Below are 21157 nucleotides of genomic sequence, written 5' to 3'. Positions count from 1 at the left end.
CCCCCCCTTATTCCTTAGTGATTGCACCAGGTCTACACTGAGACTGGCATAATCCACACTTTACACACTTTGTAGCATCGATAACCATTGAAGCTAATTTATGATTTGGAGCAATGTAGTCAGTTCTTGTAATTGCATTAACTGGACAGTTCTTTGCACAAATACCACAACCAACACACTTGTCCTTATTGATAACATACTCCATAAGGTTCTTACATACATGAGCAGGGCACTTCTTATCAACGATATGAGCTAAGTATTCATCCTTAAACTTAGACATTGTAGATACAATTGGGTTAGCAGAAGTCTGACCTAATCCACATAGTGAGTTGGCCTTAACTGCCTGTGCTAATTCCTCAAGATCCTCTAAATCCTGCATTGTGCCCTTACCTTCAGTAATCCTTGTAAGAATTTCAAGCATTCTCTTAGTACCGATACGGCATGGAGAGCACTTACCACAAGATTCATCACAAATAAATTCCATATAGAACTTTGCAACGTCTACCATACAGTTGTCTTCATCCATTACGATAGCTCCACCAGAACCCATCATAGAGCCCCTAGCAATTAAGTTATCATAATCGATAGCTGCATCAAGGTCATCAACAGTTAAGCATCCACCAGATGGACCACCTGTCTGAATAGCCTTGAACTTCTTTCCATTAGGGATACCACCACCGATATCGTAAATTAATTCACGAAGAGTAGTTCCCATAGGTACCTCTACTAGACCTACATTATTAACCTTACCACCTAAAGCGAATACCTTAGTACCCTTAGACTTTTCAGTACCATAAGCTGCAAACTTAGCTGCACCTTCTCTTAAAATATATGGAACTGTAGCTAAAGTTTCTACGTTGTTAATAATTGTTGGCTTGCCCCATAAACCCTTAACTGCAGGGAATGGTGGACGAGGACGTGGCATACCACGCTGACCCTCAATAGAATTTAATAATGCTGTTTCCTCACCACAAACGAATGCACCAGCACCAAGTCTTAAATGACATCTAAATGAGAAGTCTGTACCCATAATATTGTCACCTAATAAGCCAAGCTCTTCAGCCTGCTTAATAGCAATCTTTAAACGTTCAACAGCAATAGGATATTCTGCACGAACATAGAAATAACCATTCTTTGCACCAATAGCGTAACCAGCAATCATCATACCTTCGATAACTGCAATTGGGTTACCTTCAAGAATAGATCTATCCATGAATGCACCTGGATCTCCTTCATCACCATTACATACAACATACTTTTCATCGTTCTGCTGTGCAAAGGCGAACTGCCATTTTCTACCAGTAGGGAAGCCTCCGCCACCTCTACCTCTTAAACCAGAGTCTAATACTTCTTTGATAACGTCCTCTTGCTTCATATGTAGAGCACGCTCTAAGCCCTTAAATGAGCCAACACCTAAAGTCTCTTCGATCTTCTCTGGGTTGATAGTACCACATCCATGTAATGCGATACGTACTTGCTTCTTATAGAATGTGATATCATCCTGCTTCTTAACCTTCTCTTTAGTCTGAGGATCTACATAAAGTAATCTCTCAACGATTTCTCCGCCGATAATATCCTTTTCAATAATCTCTTTAGCATCTTCTACCTTAACCATACGGTATAAAGTATCTTCAGGTAAAACCTTAACGAAAGGACCCTGAGAACAGAAACCAAAGCAGCCTACTTTGTTTGCATCTACCTTGTCCTCTAGATGATTCTCTTTAATTAATGCCTGTAAAGTTTCTAGAATTTCATTTGAATTAGAAGATAAGCATCCTGTACCACCACAAACTAGTAAATGACGCTTCCCATCTGCACCAGAAAACTTCTTAGTTACACAATCAACGCACTTAAGACTTGTTTCATTGAATTCTTCAAAGCTCTTAATCATTACTTGCTTGCCTCCTGTCTATAAGATTCAATAATTCCTGCAACCTGGTTTACACTAACCTTAGAATAAACCTTGCCATTAATTGAAACTGCAGGGGCGATACCACAAGCACCAATACAACGTAGTGCATCTAATGTGAATAACCCATCTTCAGTAGTCTGACCTGGCTTGATATTTAAAAGTTCAGAAAACTTATCAATAACCATCTGCGAACCCTTAACATAACATGCTGTACCAAGACAAACACCAATAACATACTTTCCTTTTGGCTCTAAGGAGAAGTAAGAATAGAAAGTAACAACGCCATAAATTTCTGCAACAGGAATACCTGTCTTTTCAGAAACTAGCTCTTGTACTTCAAGAGGAATATATCCATATTCCTTCTGGATGTCACTCAAAATTAGCATTAATGGAGTTTCTTCATCTTTGTAGCGAGAAATGATCTCATTAATCTGCTTTTGGGCAACCATACTTAAACGACCCATATTATACCCCCTATATTATTGTATAAATACTTTCTTTGCTCATTCGTATTCTATTATATTATATCAAAGTTTTGTTATTTTAAAAGAGTATTAAGAGAAAAATGACTTTTTTTTAATAAAAAAAAGACATATGTTACGTCTTTTAAAAACAAATAATACAAAAGATGGATAGAATTATCTAAAACGATAACGTTTTGGAGTAAAAAAAACACCCAAACGGGTGTTTTTCCGATTATCGACGTAATCCTAGCTTCTTGATTAATTCTTCGTAAGCCTTAAGATCGTTAGCCTTTAAATAAGCTAATAAAGCCTTTCTCTGACCAATCTTCTTCATAAGACCACGCTTAGAAGAGAAATCATGAATATGAGTCTGGAAATGCTCATTTAATTCATTAATTTCATAAGTAAGAATAGCAATCTGAACCTCTGTAGAACCAGTGTCATTTGCATTCTTTCCGTATTCAGCAACTAACTTTGCCTTTACTTCCTTTGTTAAAGCCATTGTAATTTTCCTCCTATTATAAATATTCACGATATGCTAAGAGTGGGACGGAGATCCCCGCACCTGGCACACGCACGAAATAATTATACCTAAATCAGATGTGAAATTCAAGAAAAATTTTCAAGAAATTAATCCTTTATTTCTTTACTTAAGGAAATACACATCTCTTTATCCTTAAGTAATTGACATTTAAGCTCATCAATAGATTGGAACTTCTTCTCATCTCTTATTTCTTTTAAAAAAGATACATCAATTACTTCATCATAAATATCTAAATCCATATCAAAAATATGAACCTCAACTCTTAATTCTGTTTGAAAATTGAATGTTGGATTATGTCCTATATTACACATTCCATAATACTTCTTATTCTTATATAAAACAGATACAAAATATACGCCATTTCTAGGTAAAAAATACCCATCATGAAATACATTTGCGGTAGGAAAACCTATTAATCTCCCCTGCATAGATCCATAAATTACTCTACCACGAATGGTATAATCTCTACCTAAAAACCTTTTAGCATCATAAATATTTCCGTAAGATAATAATTCTCTTATATAGCTTGAGGATACCCTTACATCATCAAGTACATATTTAGGAATAACATAAACCATAAAATTATTCTTTAAATCTGAAACATTACCTAATGCCTTATAGCCAAAAGTAAAATCATATCCACAAACAACAGACTTAATATTTAGCCTTTTCATAATGTCTATGAATTCATCCTTAGAGTATTTCGCTATTTCATCATTAAATTCAAAAATGATTAAATAATCTACTCCTAAGGATTCAATAATATCTTGCTTTATATTCATAGGTGTTAAAAGAGGATAATTCTTTATTTTTTTTAAAAATACCGAAGGATGAGGATAGAATGTTAATACAGCGCTCTTTAAAGAATGATTCTTAGCCTCATTAATTAGCATTTGATGACCTAAATGAACACCATCAAAGTTACCAACTGCACAGCATAAGGGATCCTTAATAGGCTTTATATCATTATTTTTAACATAAATAATCTCCATTATTTTCCCTCCTTAAATATTAAAATAGGCTTATATTTTAAATTATCTACTTCTTCATAAATAGCTAAAATACCCATGCTTGAATCTACATAGAATGTACCATGAATACTTGTTTGTCTTTCATCCATAGTAATTCCATTTTTAACTAAAGGAATCATATAATCCTTAACATATACCTTAGGTAAATCAAAAAATGAAAATATAGGAATAATATTATCTTTAGTAATATTATCTAAAGGTATAGCATCCTCTATTTTATATTCTCCACTTTTTGTTCTTCTTAAATCCTTTAATATGGCACAACCACCTAATAATTCACCTAAGTCTCTTGCAAGGCTTCTAACAAAATATCCTTTAGATACAGATATTTTAATATCTATCTCATAGTGATTATTAATGAATCTTAAATCCGATAAAATCTCATATTCCTTTAATTCCACATTACGGCTAGGTACTTTAACATCAATTCCCTTTCTTTGATATTCATATAGCTTCATTCCATCTATTTTAACTGCACTAGTTAAAGGTGGAATTTGAGTTTTTCTAGATTTTAATTCCTCTAATGCTAATTGAATATTTTTAATAGATGGATTCATAGAAATATCTTTCGTTATATCCGAATCCATATCTAAGGTATTAGAATCAAGTCCAAAGACTATTGTTGCAATATATTCCTTATCATGCTCATGAATAAGCTTTAAAAGCTTTGTTGCAGAATCAACTGCAACAACCATAACGCCAGTCGCATTAGGATCTAATGTACCATTATGGCCACATTTTTTGGCACCTAATATTCTTTTAAGCTTAAGACAAACACTTTGACTTGTTATGCCCTTAGGCTTGTCTACTATCAATAGACCGTCCATTAAATCCCCTCCTTGAAATAAAGTAAAATGCAAAGGATATGCATGCTAATATAGCCTGTATTACCAAAAATGATATCCAAAGCCCAATTAAGCCAACTTGGCTAACAAATATAAAATATAATGCTGGAGTTAAGATAAGTGGTTCAGATAATACTAATATATTGGCTAATAATTTTTTATTTATGGAATATAAATAAGAACATGTAACCTTGTTGAATGACACAAAAATAAATCCAAATAAATAGAATAATAATGCCTCATTATATATATTCATTCCATCATTACTCAAGCCATAAAGAATTGCAATTGGCTTTTTTGTAAAATAGAAAATAACACTAAATAACATTACTAAAGAAAAGCTTATAATTAAGCATTTATAAAAATACTTATGAATAATCTTATATTCTTCTTTAGAAGAATGATAAGAAAACAAAGGCTGAATAGCATCACTTGTACCTTGTGCAATCGCACTTACTACATATAACAAATAAGATAATACCGTATATGCAGCAACTGCTCTATCTCCACTGTAGGCTTCACATAAGGCATTGGTTAATATAATAATAATCGAATAAGAATAATTTAATATGAATGGCGCAAGCATTCCTAAAAATATTTCTTTTATCGATTCCTTATCAAATAAAATGCCCTTCATTTCCCTTACGTAAGGAATAAAGCATATCAAAAAGGATACCGCTTGTGCAATTACAGATGCGATAGCTGCTCCTTCAAGACCAAATTCAAATAAGAATATTAATAAATAATCTAAGATTAAATTTGTTAATGTTGCAAGTAAGCTTGCAACCATAGCTGTTCTTACATGACCAGAATTTTTAATTAATGGTGCCATACCGCATCCCATTAGCTGAAAAATAGAGCCATATAAAATAATGGTAATATAACGATTTGCAGCATCTAGGGTTTCCCCTTCTGCCTTAAATAAAATAAGAATTGGTGTTTTTAATATAAAGAAAAGAATACCTAATACTATAGAGGTTCCAAGTAAATAAACTAAAATAGCTGATTTTAGCTTTTTTATTTTTTCTTCTTCTCCTAATCCCTTTAATCTAGAAATATAAATACCCGCTGAAATACCTATAGCAAACCCAACACCCTGAATGAAGGCTGTAATTGGCCATGCTATATTTATAGCAGCAAGCCCTAAATCATTCATCCTATAGCCAATAAATATTCCATCAACTATCGCATAACAGGATAAAAACACCTGAGCGATAATCGATGGAATTAAATACTGTCTAAAGCTTTTCATCGTCTTTAGAGGATATGACTAAAAGTCTACCAGAATGAATATTAACTATAGGATTATTTATGATTTCATTTGAACAACCTAGGGTTGCATCTATCTTTTTTAAATGATAATTTTCTAGATTATATTTCATACCAGATATAGAAATAATAGCCTCTTCATCTATAGAGAATAAAGATATGAATTTATAATCCTTATTTGGAATAAAGGATTTATCCTTTACTTCAATTAAAGATCTATCATCTTTAATTTTTACATTTGGATATTTTAATAATAGCATTAAATTGGCATAGAAATGCTCTATTCTTTTTCCTTGAATACCACCAAGTATTACTATTTCATCATATCCTTTAACTAGATTAATAGCTTCTTCTGTATCCGTTTTATCTTTAATTGGATTCAGCTTAATAACGCTCTTTGAGTTTTTAGCTATTTCTTTAAATTCTTCATCATTAACACTATCAAAGTCACCAATAGATATATCTGGCTTAATCCCAAAAGATATTGCATTATAAGCACCTCGATCAACACCTATAATTAAAGAATCACATAAATCCTCTTTATTCAGTTTTAATATATCAAATAGAATTAATACCGCTCTCATAATATACCTACTTTAAATATACAACTGTAACACCATTTAATCCTTCACCCTCACCGCCATAGCGATAGCTTTTTACATAAGGGGAGGTCTTTAAGTATTCTTGTACTGCCTTTCTTACAGCACCTGTACCAAATCCATGAATAATCGATACCTGCTTTAAATTACCTAAGGCACATTGATCTAAATAGCTATCCATTAATTCTTTAACCTCTTCTACTCTTTTACCTCTTAAATCTAAGGAAAGTGTAGCGTGAGATGCAGGATTATACCCAGATAATCTTTGTTCCTTTTTCTTCTTTTCAACAGGCTTTGCAGCTAAGGATAATTCATTTTTCTTAAATTCAATAGCGAATTGACCTAAATTTACATAATATTTATCCTTCTTAATAGAAGAAATTGTACCATATTTTTCATAAGTCTTTACATATACATAATCTCCTACATGTAAGTCCTCATCAAATATTTCTTCTACCTCATCTTTTACAGATAAATTCTTCGCTTTCGTCTTTAAAGCGATTAATTCATGCTCCTTGAAGTTTTCATCACTCATATTCTTAATTTCTTCAATAAGCTTAGAAGATTCCTCTTTAGCCTCTTCAATAATTCTTTTAGCCTCTTCCTTAGCATCATGAATAATCTTATCTGTCTTTTTAACTAAATCAAGCTTTTCTAGTTTAAGGTTATTGACCATAGCCTCATAGGATTTAATTTTAGATTCTAATTCACGCTCTTGATTTCTTAAGGAAGTCATTTCTTCTTCTAGGTTACCAATAAGCTCAGAAGATTCACTACTTGTATTCGATAATTCCTTTTTTGCATCCTCTACGATACTTGGATTTAAGCCTAAGCGAGAAGCAATTTCAATTGCGTTTGATTTACCAGGAACACCCATTAATAGCCTATAGGTCGGAAGTAATGTTTCTGTATTAAATTCTACACTCGCATTAGAAATCCCTTCATTTCTATAAGCATAATTTTTAAGCTCACTATAGTGTGTAGTACAAATTACTCTAGCTCCGCTCTTCTTTAAATATTCAATAATAGAAATTGCTAAAGAAGATCCTTCCTTAGGGTCTGTACCACTACCGAGCTCATCTAATAATACTAAAGAATTAAAAGTAATTCTTTTTAATATATCTACAATCTTAGTCATATGACTAGAGAAGGTAGATAAGGATTGCTCAATGGACTGTTCATCTCCAATATCTGCTAAAATATCTTCAAATGCACCAAAAATAGAATCTTCTGATGCAGGTACCATCATTCCATTATAAACCATTAAATGTAGTAAGCCTACTGTCTTTAAAGCAACAGTCTTACCACCGGTATTTGGTCCTGTAATAATAATAACACTAAATTTATTGCCAAGCTCACAATCAATAGGTACAGCAGTTTCCTTATTTAAAAGAGGATGCTTTGCCCTCTTTAAATTGAAATACTGCTTATCTTCTAGTTTAGGACTATTATATCCATATTCCTTACCCATTAAGGCTTTCGCATAAATAACATCTAGAGTTGTTAAATTTTCTAAATTATTTAATAAATTATCTGCCTCAGCACTAACAAGTAAGGATAAATTCTTTAATATTATTTGGCATTGCTTTTTTTCTTCTGCAGTATAAGAATCAATTTGATTTGCTGTTTCAAGACATGATTCAGGCTCAATATAGGCTGTAGTATTTGAGCTTGAAATATCATGAACAATACCCTTAAATGTATTTTTATATTCAATTTTAACAGGAAGACACATTCTTCCATCTCTTTGAACGATTAAAGCCTCTGTTAGCATAGATGCCTTAGTAGATAATAATTCATTTAATTTACTTCTAAGTCTATTTTCTAAAGAAACTAAGCTTCTTCTTACCATAAATAATTCTCTTGAAGCATTATCATTAATTCTACCCTCTGGAGAAATAGCTAAGGTAATACTTGTTTTTAAAGCTTGAGGTGTAATAACATTATCACTATACTTCTTTATATTTTCTACTTCTACTTTAATTGTTTCTAGATTTTTAAAATATTTTGATACATTAACACCACAATCTAAAAGTCCAACAACATTTAATAATTCTGCTTCATTTAAAATTGAACCAGCCTTACATCTTTTTAAGGAATCCTTCATTTCATATAATCCACCTAAAGGAATATCCCCTAAGCGTACTAATGCTAAATAAGCTTCCTCAGTTTCTTTTTTTAATCTTAATGCATCATTAAAGCTAAAGGAATCACAAGTATTTTGTATCAATTCCTTTGCATAATTTGTTTTTGTAAATTTTGATAGAATTTCTAATACCTTAGGAAATTCTAAAGTTTTATAATCATACATAATAATCACCATTCCAAAAAAAATATAGGATGAACCCTATATTTTATAATTCAATTGAATCTTTGTGTTCTAAAAGGAAAGAATAGGTTATAACGGAACATCCGTTTAAATCTGTTTCTGGCCTTACAAATTCCATCTCACATTCATTAATATATCTTAATAATGATTTACTTGATGGATATACAATATATAATCTTTTAATCCTTAGTCCCGCTTCCATAGGTGGTTCAAAACGCATAAGTCTATCTACCCTTGGAACAAAGCGAGAGCTTGAATCCTGATATGTTTTTCTAAACTGCCATTTGGTTGGAGAGTTTATACATATTTCTCCTTGATGAAAGTTTGGAATTATCATAATGTAAACCTTAATTTCTTTTGTTGTAAGGATATAATCATATTCCTTAACACTAGATTTTTCAAGCTTAGAATATAGTGGGTCAGCTGCAACATATTCATTTAATAATTCTTCTACCGCAAGAAACATCTTTTTCTTTTTATGAGATTTATAGCTTCTTAAGGATATAAAAATTATTACTGCAATTAGAATAAGGTAAGCATTAACAAAAATTATGATATTTTCTACTCTTGAAATCGCTAAGATATTAAGATTTATCATTATTACCACCCTTTCTTCTAATATAAGCAAATAATACAATTATAGCTAATACAACATAAAATACAATCGATGTAAGAATTAGTCCTAACCCTACATATATGCCTATATTATTATCCATATAGACACCTAAAATTAAGAATACTCCAGCAATTGCTATAAATAGAAATCCTAATATAGCAAGTACCAAAAATAAGGTTTTATTTATCTTCATATTTACGAATATCCTCATTGATTAAAGATTCAACAAAGGTACCTACCTCTGTTGTATTTTTATCTTGGTATTCTTCTTTTGTAATCATCTTATGGAAAATAATATGGATATCCTTTCTTTGATATCTTTTCTTTTTCGCTATTTCACTTGAGCCCATAATCGCAACAGGAATAATCGGAGCCTCTGCTTTCATCGCAAGCTTATAAGCACCAGCTCTTAAGGATACCATTTCTTCAACATCCCTAGATTTAATTCCACCCTCTGGGAATATAATCATAGGCATACCCTCTTTAACTGCCTTAATCGCAACTAGCATATCTTTTACTGCCTGTCTATCATTATCTCTATCCATAGGTAGTGCACCAAAGCATTTACAGATATGATTCATTGGCCAGAATCCCCAAAGGCTCTTTTTACCAATCGCACTTACAATGCGGTTAATTTCAATATAAATAGCTGCAGGATCCATCATAGATTTATGATTACAATACATAACAAATGGAGTATTATATGGAACATTCTCTAACCCCTCACTTGTTACATGAATATGGTAAAACATAAATGCTAGCTTTAAAGCATTTCTTAATACAAACACCTTAAATTTGGATTTAGGATTTGTTCTTGCACCAATCTCAATGAAGATTAATGCGAATAATATATCAAAAATTATTCCTGCTATTAAACCTAAGAAAACCCAAAGTATAATCCAATATTCATACATATGAGTTAAAAAGGTTAATCCTAATGAAACTCCTATCCATAAGGTAAAGAGCATACCTAAAAAAAACATACTTAACGCCTCTCAAATAATGTATAACGAACCTGTTCGGTATCCTCCTCCCAGGTTTTATCATACAACGAATAATCTATCTTAGGGAAATATTTATCTCCCTTATAGTCTCCCTTTATAAATGAAATATATAATCTATCTGCATAAGGTAAGCAAAGCTTATAAATGGTTGCGCCACCACAAACCCATATCTCATCCTTAAAGTTTTTAATGAATTCGATTAAATCATAAACAATTTCAATATCCTCTAAAGGATTTTCAATTTTTAAATTCTTATCGATGGTTGCAATATAAACCTTACCATATGGTAATGGTTTTGTTTTATAATAACTTTTTAAGGAAAAATAGGTTGCATCCCCCATGAGTACAGTTTTTCCCTTTGTCTTATTCTTATAATAGATTAAGTCTTCTTTAATATGCCATGGAATCCTATCCTTATCTCCGATAAGATTATTAAAATCCATAGCCCAAATCATATTAATCATTAAACGGCCACCTCGCCTTTAATTCTTGGCCAAGGCTCATAGCCCTCTAAAGTGAAATCCTCAATCTTAAAATCATAAATGGATTTTACATTTGGATTAATTTTCATGACAGGTAAAGGCTTAGGCTCTCTAGATAGCTGAAGCTTAATTTGATCTACATGATTTGTATAAATATGAGCATCCCCCATCGTATGTACAAACTCACCTGGCTTTAAGCCACATACTTGAGCAATCATCATTGTAAATAAGGAATAGGATGCAATATTAAAAGGTACTCCTAAAAAGATATCTGCACTTCTTTGATATAGCTGGCAAGAAAGCTTACCATTTACAACATAAAATTGCATGAAGGAGTGACATGGAGGTAGCGCCATCTTATCTACCTCACAAGGGTTCCATGCGGAAATAATTAATCTTCTAGAATTAGGATTTGTCTTAATCTGGTTGATTAAATTTTCAAGCTGGTCAACACCCTGTTCATTAAAGTTTCTCCACTGTCTACCATAAACAGGGCCTAACTCTCCCCATTTTTTAACAAATGGATCATCCTTATCTAAGGATTTAATTCTTGCGGCAAAACCCTTCATATCTTCGCCTTCAAATTCGCTTGACTCCTTATAAGCCTTATAAGCCCAGTCATCCCAAATATGAACATCATTGTCTACAAGATATTTAATATTTGTATCTCCACTAATAAACCATAAAAGTTCATGGATAATTCCTCTTAAAAAGACTTTCTTAGTTGTAACAAGTGGAAATCCTTCTTCTAAATTATACCTTGTTTGATAACCAAATAAGGAATAAGTACCTGTACCTGTACGATCATCCTTATAAGTTCCATTTTCTAATACTTTTTTGCATAAATCTAAATATTGTCTCATTATTAATCACCTAATTGAGATTATATACTATTTTTTCCTAAAATGAAAGAAAAGAGGTGCTTGTTTTTCTTAAATTTTAACTTTGTTAAAAGGAAAAAAACAGGGAAAAATCCCTGTTTATTCCTCCTTAGCCTTTAAAGACTGAGAATCAAATTCTTTAATACCTGATTCTCCTAAGAAAATAAGTCTGTCGGCATAGAGTTCATTTGTAAAGACACTTACATCACCATGCTCTCCTTTTTTAGGACAAATTCTTCCCTTAACCGCAACTCGGGCCCCTTTCTTAAGGTAGTTTACGGCATGCTCGGCTAAGAATTCCCATACGGAAATATTGATGAAGTCGGTGTCATATTCTCCGTTCATATTCTGAAATTCCCTTTTGACAGCTAACCTTAATTTTGCCACCTTTTTTCCGTCAGCTACCTCTTTCAGTTCAACGTCGTTTACAACAAACCCTATCAGCATAAAATAATTATACAACCTGACCTTGTTATCCTCCTTTCCGAATAGCAATTTCTTTATATCATTTTTTATTTTTTATAAGAAATTTCATAAATAGAAACAAAGGATTTAGAATAAGTATTTTTTCTAAAATATTATTATATTTTTTATCTAAAATAAAAAAATCCTGATTTCAAATATATGAAATCAAGAAATTTTTAAAATTTAGTTATCTTTTTTTACATTTTTAGGTAATGCAATTAAATAGGTCATTAAAGAATTTCTTATATAGGAAATAAAAGCTTTAATATCTTCTTCCTTAGTAGATAATAATACTCTTTTTTCTTCTTCATAGCCTGGTCCTTCAATAGCTAAGGATAAGGTTTCATCTCCAATATAGGAAATGGAATCTAATGCTCTTATACAATCACTCTTATAGGATTTAATTGTTGCCATAGATATATCCTTATTAAAATCTGATTCACTCAGATTTTTTAGCTTATCTAAAATTAAATCCTTTAATTCTTCAGGATTATTGGTATAGATATCTATAATAAAATAGCTACCAAATTCATGACTACCTATAGAATATTCTATATCATCTAAAATAAGTAAATTCTTTTCCTGTAATTCTTTATAAAATGGAGCTTCTACAGAAAATATACAATCAAGTAGAGATATCATTTTATTTGGAATTAAAGGAGTATAGTAATTTAAGGATTCTATTCTACCCATAATATGTAATTCTGGGTATGGGATATCTTCATAAATAGTTATTGGAGAATTTACAGATTTAGATTCTATAAATGGAATCATCTTTATATCATTATCCATAAATTCAAATTTAGCCATTTCTTCTTCAATCAATAATTTTACCTTATCAAAATCTAAATCACCAACTATAGTTAAATAAGAATTTTTTGGACTATAGAAGGATTCAAATGCCATATCTAAATCATCATAGGACATATTCTTAATATCCTCTTTTTCACCTAAGATTTCTATAGAATAGGAATCTTTAGGATATAAAAGCTTCATACATTTATCATGAATTCTTTTATCACAGTCATCCATTGCTTCTTCTAGCTCAGATATAATTATTGGCTTTTCCGTTTCTATATTCTCTTTAGTATAGCCCTTTGTAAAATACATTCTTATTAAAAGCTTTAATGGCTCATATATTTCATCATTTGTAGTGAAATAATAAACGGTTTGTTCATGCGTAGTATACGCATTCGCATCAGCATTTAGTAAATCAAAATCAAAAAGTGCATCATGAGAATCAATCATGAATGCTTTATGCTCTAAAAAGTGAGCTATACCTGTTTTAGATTCATATAGCTTACCATTTTTATAATATTTTCTATGTGCCCCACCAAAGTGACAGCCAATTCCTGCATATTTACCTATAAATCCTTTTCTAGATACAAAGATACATTTTAAGCCATTTTTGGTAACAAAATATGTTGTATCACTCATTTTTTGTCACCTCCATAGCCAAATATTACTCTTCTAGATTTCATAAATGTATTAAATACCTCTTTTATATCATCCATAGTAACAGAATTAATCTTATCAATATAGGTATTGCTATCATAAGCAATAGGGAATGCTTTTTTACAAATTAAATCAGAAGCATAGCTATCCTGTTGATCATAGCTTGCCTTATGAGTTAAAACAAATACTCTTTTTATCTTTTCTAAATCAAAAGAGTTTAAGGATTCCTTTAAAGCCTCATCTATTTTTTCTATAACTAAATTTAAATCATCCTTTTTAACCTCAGCACCGATAATTACAATACCAGATGCTCCATATAAATCACTTGAAATGCTATAGCATAAACCATATTTTTCTCTTACTATTCTAAATAAATAAGAATAATTAGATGAACCTAAAAAATAATTAAATATGCTTAAGGCATATATTCTATCATCACCAGTAAATATATTTAAATCATATATAATTCTTAAATTCATTAATTTTGATTTATGTGGATATAAATATATATCCTTATCTAGCTTAGCTCTTTCTATGAAATTATGATCCATATGAGGAGTGATAGTATCCTTTATAGGATACTTCTTATCAAAAGCACCAATGAATATTGTAGTTTCCTCTTCCTGAAGAAATTCTAAATAGTATTCATATAACTCATCTATAGTAATTTTTTTTAATTCTTCCATATCTCCTTTAGGCTGATAATCTCTTAAAGTATCCTTAAAGAAGGTATGAAGGGCAAAATTTGTTGCCTTAACAGCTGGATATTTTTCTAATTTTAAAATAGATGCGGAAAGTAATTTTTTCGCTCTTTGAAATGTTTTTTTATCGAGTTTATTATCTATTACTAAAGGAGTAGATAAATCATTAAATACCTCGAATACCTTATCCTTTGTATAGGCTTCATCAGATATATATTTAGGGTCAATGGCATTACCTTGGAATGTAATCATCCAATAGCTTCCATGCAAATCTCCTTTTACACTATATCTAAAATCATATAAGTCTTCACATACTCTAACGATATCCTCTTCTGTTTTATATTTTAAAGAAGATATTTGTAAATAAGATAAAAGTAACATTCTTTTTGTTACATCCTTAGGGTTAATTTTAGAGATATGATATCTTTTAATGGAGAAGGTATGAAATTTATTTAGTTCAATATAATTTTCCATATGGTTACTCCTTTTTAGTAAAATTTTATCATTTTTTTATATAAATATATAAAGATAATTTTCTTACATTTGTACAAATTGTAACATAAAAAGGCTTTTATGTTTCATTTATCATTGAAATTATACAACTTGTATAGTATAATTATGTTAATTTTAGCGCAATATATAAACAGGAGATTATTTATTTATGGACATTCGTGTAAGAAATACTATGGCTGCCGTGAGGAAATCTTTAATCGACCTTATGGGTGAAGAAAAATTTGAAAACATCACCATTTCGATGTTATGTAAAAATGCCGGCATTTCAAGAAAGACATTCTATATGCATTATGCATCCTTAGATGATGTTATCACAGATATCGGTAAAGATATGTATGCTCAAATGTCAGATCGTTTTAAGTCTAAAGGATCTGATTATGGAATGAGAGATGTACTAAAGGATATTAATGAAATCATTTCTAATAATCTAGATACTTACTTTAAAATGGCAACATCGGAATCTCATCATGAATTCCACATCGCACTTGAAATTGCATTCCAAAAGATTGTTGCGGATGTATGTAGAAACTCTTATGGATTAACATCCCCAAATTTGGAATATTATTCTACATTCTTTGCCTCAGGTATCATCTCAGTATATGGAAAATGGTTTAGAAGCCATGAAAAGCAGCCTAAAGAAAAGCTTGAACAGATTTTATATAGCTGTACATTCTTAGGCTCTGATGGCATCATTAGAGATGGTATTAAAAGACAAAATCAATAAGAATTTAAAAAGGACCCGTGGGTCCTTTTCTTTTTAGTTTGAAGCAAGCTCTAGGGCAATCTTCATCATGTTGTGGAAGGATGTCTGACGTTCCTCTGCTGTTGTAATTTCTGGTGCAACGAAGGAATCAGAAATTGTTAATAAGCAAGCAGCCTTCTTTCCTAATGCTTTAGCATTAGCAAATAATGCGAAAGACTCCATCTCAACAGCCATACAGTTATACTTAGTTCTCATTTCCTTCCAATGATCCTTGTTTTCACCATAGAATACATCAGAAGAATGAATTGCAGCCTCAGTTAGAGGAATACCAAGCTTAGCTGCAGCCTTAGTAAGCTTTGTGTTTAAAGCCTTAGATGGCTTCATTTGATGTGAACGGTAACCAAATGCTACCTTTGCATAATTTGATTCAGATACTGCAGATGAAACAAGTACAGTATCGAAAATTCTTAATGATTCATCATAAGAACCAGCGGAACCAATTCTTATAATATTTTCTACTCCATAGAAATTATATAGCTCATAAGAATAAATACCAATAGATGGCATACCCATACCAGAACCCATAACAGAGATTCTCTTTCCGTTATACTTTCCAGTAAAGCCTAAAATATTTCTAGTAGAAGTGAAGCAGATTACATCTGTTAAATATGTATCTGCAATAAATTTAGCACGAAGTGGGTCTCCTGGCATTAATACAGTCTTAGCGATTAAGCTAGGATCACTACATGCGATATGTGGTGTAGGAATTGCCATTACTTCTCCTCCTTAGCGAATTCTTCCATAATCTTCATACCAGCACTACAGCCAATTCTTGTAGCACCAGCCTCAACCATTGCTTCAAATTGCTCTTTGTTTCGGATTCCACCAGAAGCCTTAACCTCAAGCTTATCACCAACAGCCTTCTTCATTAAAGCAACGTCTTCTTTTGTTGCGCCTGCTGTACCAAAGCCAGTAGATGTCTTAACGAAATCAGCACCAGCCTCAACACAAAGCTCGCAAACCTTAGTTTTTTCCTCATCAGTTAAATAGCAAGTCTCAATAATAACCTTAACTAAAACGCCATTTGCAGCTTTAACTACAGCTACAATGTCCTTTAATACAGTATCCCAGTCATGAGCCTTTGCTGCACCAATATTAATAACCATATCTACTTCATCTGCACCATCCGCAATAGCTTGAGTAACCTCAAATGCCTTAACACTAGATGCATTTGCACCTAAAGGGAAGCCAATTACTGTACATACAGCAACATCACTTCCAAGTAATAATTCATGTGCTAACTGTACATTTACTGGGTTAACACAAACAGATGCAAAATGACAAGCATTTGCCTCAGCACATAACTGCTCAATATCCTTAGGTGTAGCAGTTGCCTTTAATAAAGTATGATCAATATATTTCTCCACATTCATGAGAAAACCCTCCTAAACATCTAAAATCTTATCTAAGGATAATATTTCTACATCAACGTTTAATGGAGCAAATCTTTCCTTAAGTAAAATCTTCTTTAATTTTTTTGTATTTTTGGAATCACAAATCTTAATTACACCATATCCATCAATAGGGCGGAACAGTTTTTCTGCTTTAGATAAAACCTCAGCCATATTGATGTGCTTAGAAATCTTACCATCATCATAAATCAAAATATCTACTGCTGGTGGTAACAAGAATGCACTATCTCCATCCCACTGGATAGCAACAAAGGCACTTCTGGATTTTGCTGTATGTAAGAAAATGTAATCCGATACCTGTATTTTTTCTTCCGAATATGTAATTTCTAATCTCTTTCTCTTTTGTAAGTAGCCATATACAGCAGAGATAGACTGCGAATCAAGCCTATTATAGCCTGCAACCTGATCTGGGAATTTAGCCGCAAAAGCCTTTTTCCAAGCATCAAATGTACGAATAATTTCTGCACGACGGAATAATCTTACTTCGCCTTCGAATGGTTCACAATATACATAGAAACGGAACTTTCTTACGATTTCTTCAATGATATCTAATATCATTTCAACTGCATAATTAGATAATAGGATATCAAAGGAAATAAAGAAATTAACATCGAAAAACTTCGGTGGTAATAATTCCAGATGTGGGACAACGGATTTTGATGCCATAATAAAGTTTGCATCGAAATTCAATACGCTATGATGATAAGTATAAACCTTATCACCATAGATTTGTCTTGAATCTGGTGGAGTAATATTTGGGTTTGATGTTAAAAGTGTAATCAACTCCGGTTTATCATATGTTCTACTTTTTTCCTGTAGGAAAAATAAACGGAATTCCATTCAATCACCACCTTAATTCGAAATAGTAATACATTATATATATTTTATCATTTTTTTATAACAATGTCAAAACGAACTACTTGTTATTTACAATCTTCTCGCAGCGTGGACAAAGCTCATCAACGCTAACAAATGGTACAATCATACGGCATCTTGCACATGTGCATCCTTCTGCTGGTAAAACCTCAACCTTAAACTCATCTCCAGCCTTAAATTCAAGCTGAGAAACGATTAATAATGTAGCTGCATTATCCTTAACAGGAGCGAAAACCTCTTCTGCTTTCTTATCTAATGTTAAGATTAGCTTAGCACCAAAGGATTTACCAATAACTTTAGCAGCTCTTGCATCTTCTAGTGCCTTTAATACTAAATCACGATACTTCATGAATTCATCATATTTTTCTTCTAATTCATCATTGATTTCTTCATATTCAGGCATATCTGTTAAATATACATCCTCTGCTGCCTTAAATGGCATACAATCATATGCTTCACTCATTGTATGAGGTAGGATTGGAGATAATAGCTTAATTAATGCATCAACAATCTTATAGAATACTGTTTGTACAGATAATCTTCTATTAGACTTTGGATCTTCAATATATAAAATATCCTTTGTGAAGTCTAAATAGAATGCAGATAATGTAGATGATACATAATTTAATACTGTCTTATATACATCACCAAAACGGAATGTATCATATCCATCCTTAACTTCCTTAATGAACTTATTTAACTTAATAAGCATATACTTATCAACGCTTTCAAGCTTTTCATAAGGAAGTGAATCTGAAGGATTGAAATCACTAACATTAGAAAGTAAGAATTTTAAAGTGTTACGAATCTTTCTATAGGATTCAGAAACCTGCTTTAAGATATCCAAAGATAATGGCATATCGGATTGATAGTCAACACTTGCTACCCATAATCTTAAAATATCCGCACCATTTGTATTACATACCTTAATAGGGTCAACGGTATTACCTAGGGATTTAGACATTTTTCTTCCCTGGCCATCAAGAGTAAAGCCGTGAGACAATACTGCCTTATATGGTGCAGTACCAGTAGTTGCTACTGCAGTGATAATGGAGGAGTTAAACCATCCACGATACTGGTCACTACCCTCAAGGTATAAGTCGCATGGGTAAGGTAAGCCTCTTCTTGCTAATGTGGAGTAGGATGAACCAGAGTCAAACCATACGTCCATAATATCCTTTTCCTTTTCAAACTTACCATTTGGAGAATGAGGATTTGTATAACCTGCTGGTAATAAATCCTTAGCTTCTCTTTCAAACCATACGTTAGATCCATATTCCTCAAATAAATCCGCAACGTGAGCTAATACATCCTGATCTAAAATCTCTGTTCCATCTTCTGCATAGAATACAGGAATAGGTACACCCCAAGCACGCTGTCTTGAAATACACCAATCGTGACGATCACGAATCATATTTGAAATACGAACCTCACCCCATACTGGAGTCCATTCTACATCATGAATTGCTTTTAGAATATCTTCCTTAATAGGGTCAATAGATGCAAACCACTGAGGTGTTGCTCTAAAGATTACTGGCTTCTTTGTTCTCCAGTCATGAGGATAGCTATGTGTAATAGGATCTAATAAAAGTAAAGATCCACATGCCTTTAAATCTTCAATAATAGCATCCTCAGAATCATCATAGAACATACCTGCATACTTGCCTGCATTTTCCATCTGATAACCATGGTTATCAACACATACTAGAATATCAAGCCCATATTCCTTACCAGCAATGTAATCCTCTTCACCATAGCCTGGAGCAATATGAACGAAACCAGTACCATCTGTAGTAGTTACATAATCCGCATTGATAACTGGCTGAATTCTATCATAAATAGGTAAGCTATACTTTAAGTCAAGTAGATTCTTACCATATTCATAACCTAAAACATTAACATCTTCTAGACTTAGCTTGTTCTTTAAAGACTCAAGTAAATCTGCAGCACAAACCATTCTACCCTTATTAGAATCAAATACAACATACTGGATATCAGGACCAGCACATACGGCTAAGTCACCAGGAATTGTCCAAGGTGTAGTTGTCCAAACTAGGAAGCTTGCGTTTTCAAACATTCCCTCACCATTTACAATAGGGAACTTAAAATAAATAGACTTTGAAGTAATATCATGATACTCAATTTCAGCCTCAGCTAATGCAGATTCACTAGATGGAGACCAATAAACTGGCTTTAATCCCTTATAGATTAAGCCTTTTGCAGCCATCTTAGCAAATACACGAATCTGATCTGCTTCAAAATCATGAGTTAAAGTGATATATGGGTGCTCATAATCAGCAAGTACACCTAATCTTTTAAAACCAACCATCTGGCGGTTAACCTGCTTATAAGCATATTCCATACATAAATTACGGAATTCAGTAATTGGCTTATCTCTTCTAGATACACCACTCTTCTGTAATGCATTTTCAATTGGAAGGCCATGAGTATCCCATCCTGGATAGTATACACTCTTAAAGCCATTCATATTCTTATAACGAACAATAAAGTCCTTTAAAATCTTATTTAATGCATGGCCTAGATGAATATCTCCATTTGCATATGGAGGTCCATCATGTAATGTATATTCTCTTTTACCTTCATTCTTACGGATAACCTTATTATATAGATCCATCTTCTCCCATTTTTCTTGGATTAATGGTTCCTTATTATTTAGATTACCACGCATTTCAAAACTTGTTTGTCCCATAAATAGGGTGTCTTTGTAATCCTTCATATTTTCCTCCTTAAATAACAAAAAAATCCTTAAAGCTTACGCTCTAAGGACGAATCATCGCGGTACCACCTTAGTTCCATATATATAAATATATGACACTTCATTACTTTAACGCAGCCAACGGGTATAGCTTATCCCTATACCAGCTCGCCCAATGATACAAAGATGCAGAAATTACTACTTTTCACCAGTTGTAGCTCTCTTATAAATTTCTTTACGCCTCTTACGTTTGGGGTCCACACTTTTTATACAAAAGCAT

21 protein-coding genes are annotated in these 21157 nt (G+C 32.2%); 1 reads left to right on the top strand and 20 read right to left on the bottom strand.

All coding sequences use genetic code 11. The features are described 5' to 3' along the window. Nucleotides 1-7: 7 nt before the first annotated feature. The 16 genes from EI71_RS04925 to EI71_RS04850 all read right to left on the bottom strand — a co-directional run bounded on the left by EI71_RS04925 (nt 8) and on the right by EI71_RS04850 (nt 15071). Nucleotides 8-1891: an NADH-ubiquinone oxidoreductase-F iron-sulfur binding region domain-containing protein gene (locus EI71_RS04925; protein WP_119016141.1), complete on the bottom strand. Its 1884-nt coding sequence runs from the start codon at nt 1889-1891 to the stop codon at nt 8-10. Further along, complete coding sequence (locus EI71_RS04920; protein ID WP_119016140.1) at nt 1891-2376, bottom strand: NADH-quinone oxidoreductase subunit NuoE family protein; 486 nt, start codon at nt 2374-2376, stop codon at nt 1891-1893. Before EI71_RS04920 ends, EI71_RS04925 begins: the two co-directional genes overlap by 1 nt. 232 nt (nt 2377-2608) lie before the next feature. Further along, nucleotides 2609-2878: a 30S ribosomal protein S15 gene (rpsO, locus tag EI71_RS04915; protein ID WP_119016139.1), complete on the bottom strand. Its 270-nt coding sequence runs from the start codon at nt 2876-2878 to the stop codon at nt 2609-2611. A gap of 128 nt (nt 2879-3006) precedes the next feature. Next, nucleotides 3007-3912, bottom strand: coding sequence for a bifunctional riboflavin kinase/FAD synthetase (locus tag EI71_RS04910; protein WP_119016138.1), 906 nt, complete (start codon nt 3910-3912; stop codon nt 3007-3009). Then, nucleotides 3912-4778, bottom strand: a complete 867-nt coding sequence (truB, locus tag EI71_RS04905; RefSeq protein WP_119016137.1) for a tRNA pseudouridine(55) synthase TruB — start codon at nt 4776-4778, stop codon at nt 3912-3914. Before truB ends, EI71_RS04910 begins: the two co-directional genes overlap by 1 nt. Then, the gene (locus tag EI71_RS04900; RefSeq protein ID WP_119016136.1) at nt 4747-6048 is read right to left on the bottom strand and encodes an MATE family efflux transporter; all 1302 of its coding nucleotides are present in this window, start codon (nt 6046-6048) and stop codon (nt 4747-4749) included. Before EI71_RS04900 ends, truB begins: the two co-directional genes overlap by 32 nt. Further along, on the bottom strand, nt 6035-6649 hold the full coding sequence (locus tag EI71_RS04895) for a thiamine diphosphokinase (RefSeq protein ID WP_119016135.1): 615 nt from the start codon (nt 6647-6649) through the stop codon (nt 6035-6037). Before EI71_RS04895 ends, EI71_RS04900 begins: the two co-directional genes overlap by 14 nt. Nucleotides 6650-6656: 7 nt before the next feature. Further along, the gene (locus tag EI71_RS04890; protein ID WP_162849782.1) at nt 6657-8975 is read right to left on the bottom strand and encodes an endonuclease MutS2; all 2319 of its coding nucleotides are present in this window, start codon (nt 8973-8975) and stop codon (nt 6657-6659) included. Between the two features lie 43 nt (nt 8976-9018). After that, nucleotides 9019-9591, bottom strand: coding sequence for a hypothetical protein (locus tag EI71_RS04885; protein WP_119016133.1), 573 nt, complete (start codon nt 9589-9591; stop codon nt 9019-9021). Next, nucleotides 9578-9802 carry a hypothetical protein gene (locus tag EI71_RS04880; RefSeq protein WP_119016132.1) on the bottom strand — a complete coding sequence of 75 codons (225 nt, stop codon included), beginning with the start codon at nt 9800-9802 and terminating at the stop codon, nt 9578-9580. Before EI71_RS04880 ends, EI71_RS04885 begins: the two co-directional genes overlap by 14 nt. Further along, entirely contained in the window at nt 9789-10592 is an 804-nt protein-coding gene (locus EI71_RS04875; protein WP_119016131.1) for a lysophospholipid acyltransferase family protein, read from the bottom strand. Before EI71_RS04875 ends, EI71_RS04880 begins: the two co-directional genes overlap by 14 nt. Before the next feature lie 2 nt (nt 10593-10594). Beyond that, nucleotides 10595-11077, bottom strand: a complete 483-nt coding sequence (locus EI71_RS04870) for a dihydrofolate reductase (RefSeq protein WP_119016130.1) — start codon at nt 11075-11077, stop codon at nt 10595-10597. Next, nucleotides 11077-11958, bottom strand: a complete 882-nt coding sequence (thyA, locus tag EI71_RS04865; protein ID WP_119016129.1) for a thymidylate synthase — start codon at nt 11956-11958, stop codon at nt 11077-11079. Before thyA ends, EI71_RS04870 begins: the two co-directional genes overlap by 1 nt. Before the next feature lie 117 nt (nt 11959-12075). Next, nucleotides 12076-12471 carry a single-stranded DNA-binding protein gene (locus tag EI71_RS04860; RefSeq protein WP_162849781.1) on the bottom strand — a complete coding sequence of 132 codons (396 nt, stop codon included), beginning with the start codon at nt 12469-12471 and terminating at the stop codon, nt 12076-12078. Between the two features lie 153 nt (nt 12472-12624). Next, complete coding sequence (locus EI71_RS04855; protein WP_119016127.1) at nt 12625-13878, bottom strand: M16 family metallopeptidase; 1254 nt, start codon at nt 13876-13878, stop codon at nt 12625-12627. Further along, nucleotides 13875-15071: a M16 family metallopeptidase gene (locus tag EI71_RS04850; protein ID WP_162849780.1), complete on the bottom strand. Its 1197-nt coding sequence runs from the start codon at nt 15069-15071 to the stop codon at nt 13875-13877. Before EI71_RS04850 ends, EI71_RS04855 begins: the two co-directional genes overlap by 4 nt. A gap of 187 nt (nt 15072-15258) precedes the next feature. Between EI71_RS04850 and EI71_RS04845 the strand changes: the two genes are divergently transcribed. Further along, a complete protein-coding gene (locus EI71_RS04845; RefSeq protein ID WP_119016125.1) occupies nt 15259-15834 on the top strand; it encodes a TetR/AcrR family transcriptional regulator in 576 nt (191 codons plus the stop codon). A 33-nt stretch (nt 15835-15867) separates the two neighbouring features. Here EI71_RS04845 and deoD read toward each other — a convergent pair whose 3' ends face one another. The 4 genes from deoD to ileS all read right to left on the bottom strand — a co-directional run bounded on the left by deoD (nt 15868) and on the right by ileS (nt 20898). Continuing rightward, a complete protein-coding gene (deoD, locus tag EI71_RS04840; RefSeq protein WP_211321040.1) occupies nt 15868-16587 on the bottom strand; it encodes a purine-nucleoside phosphorylase in 720 nt (239 codons plus the stop codon). Next, on the bottom strand, nt 16587-17246 hold the full coding sequence (deoC, locus tag EI71_RS04835; RefSeq protein ID WP_119016124.1) for a deoxyribose-phosphate aldolase: 660 nt from the start codon (nt 17244-17246) through the stop codon (nt 16587-16589). The genes deoD and deoC overlap by 1 nt, the downstream gene beginning before the upstream one ends. A gap of 12 nt (nt 17247-17258) precedes the next feature. Further along, a complete protein-coding gene (locus tag EI71_RS04830) occupies nt 17259-18125 on the bottom strand; it encodes a hypothetical protein (RefSeq protein WP_119016123.1) in 867 nt (288 codons plus the stop codon). Between the two features lie 76 nt (nt 18126-18201). Further along, nucleotides 18202-20898 carry an isoleucine--tRNA ligase gene (ileS, locus tag EI71_RS04825; RefSeq protein WP_119016122.1) on the bottom strand — a complete coding sequence of 899 codons (2697 nt, stop codon included), beginning with the start codon at nt 20896-20898 and terminating at the stop codon, nt 18202-18204. Nucleotides 20899-21157 lie beyond the last annotated feature (259 nt).

This window comes from Anaeroplasma bactoclasticum (assembly GCF_003550015.1).
GTDB classification, from domain to species: domain Bacteria; phylum Bacillota_I; class Bacilli_A; order Acholeplasmatales; family Anaeroplasmataceae; genus Anaeroplasma; species Anaeroplasma bactoclasticum.
The sequence above is the reverse complement of the archived record's forward strand: the minus strand, read 5'-3'. Positions and strand labels throughout refer to the sequence as shown.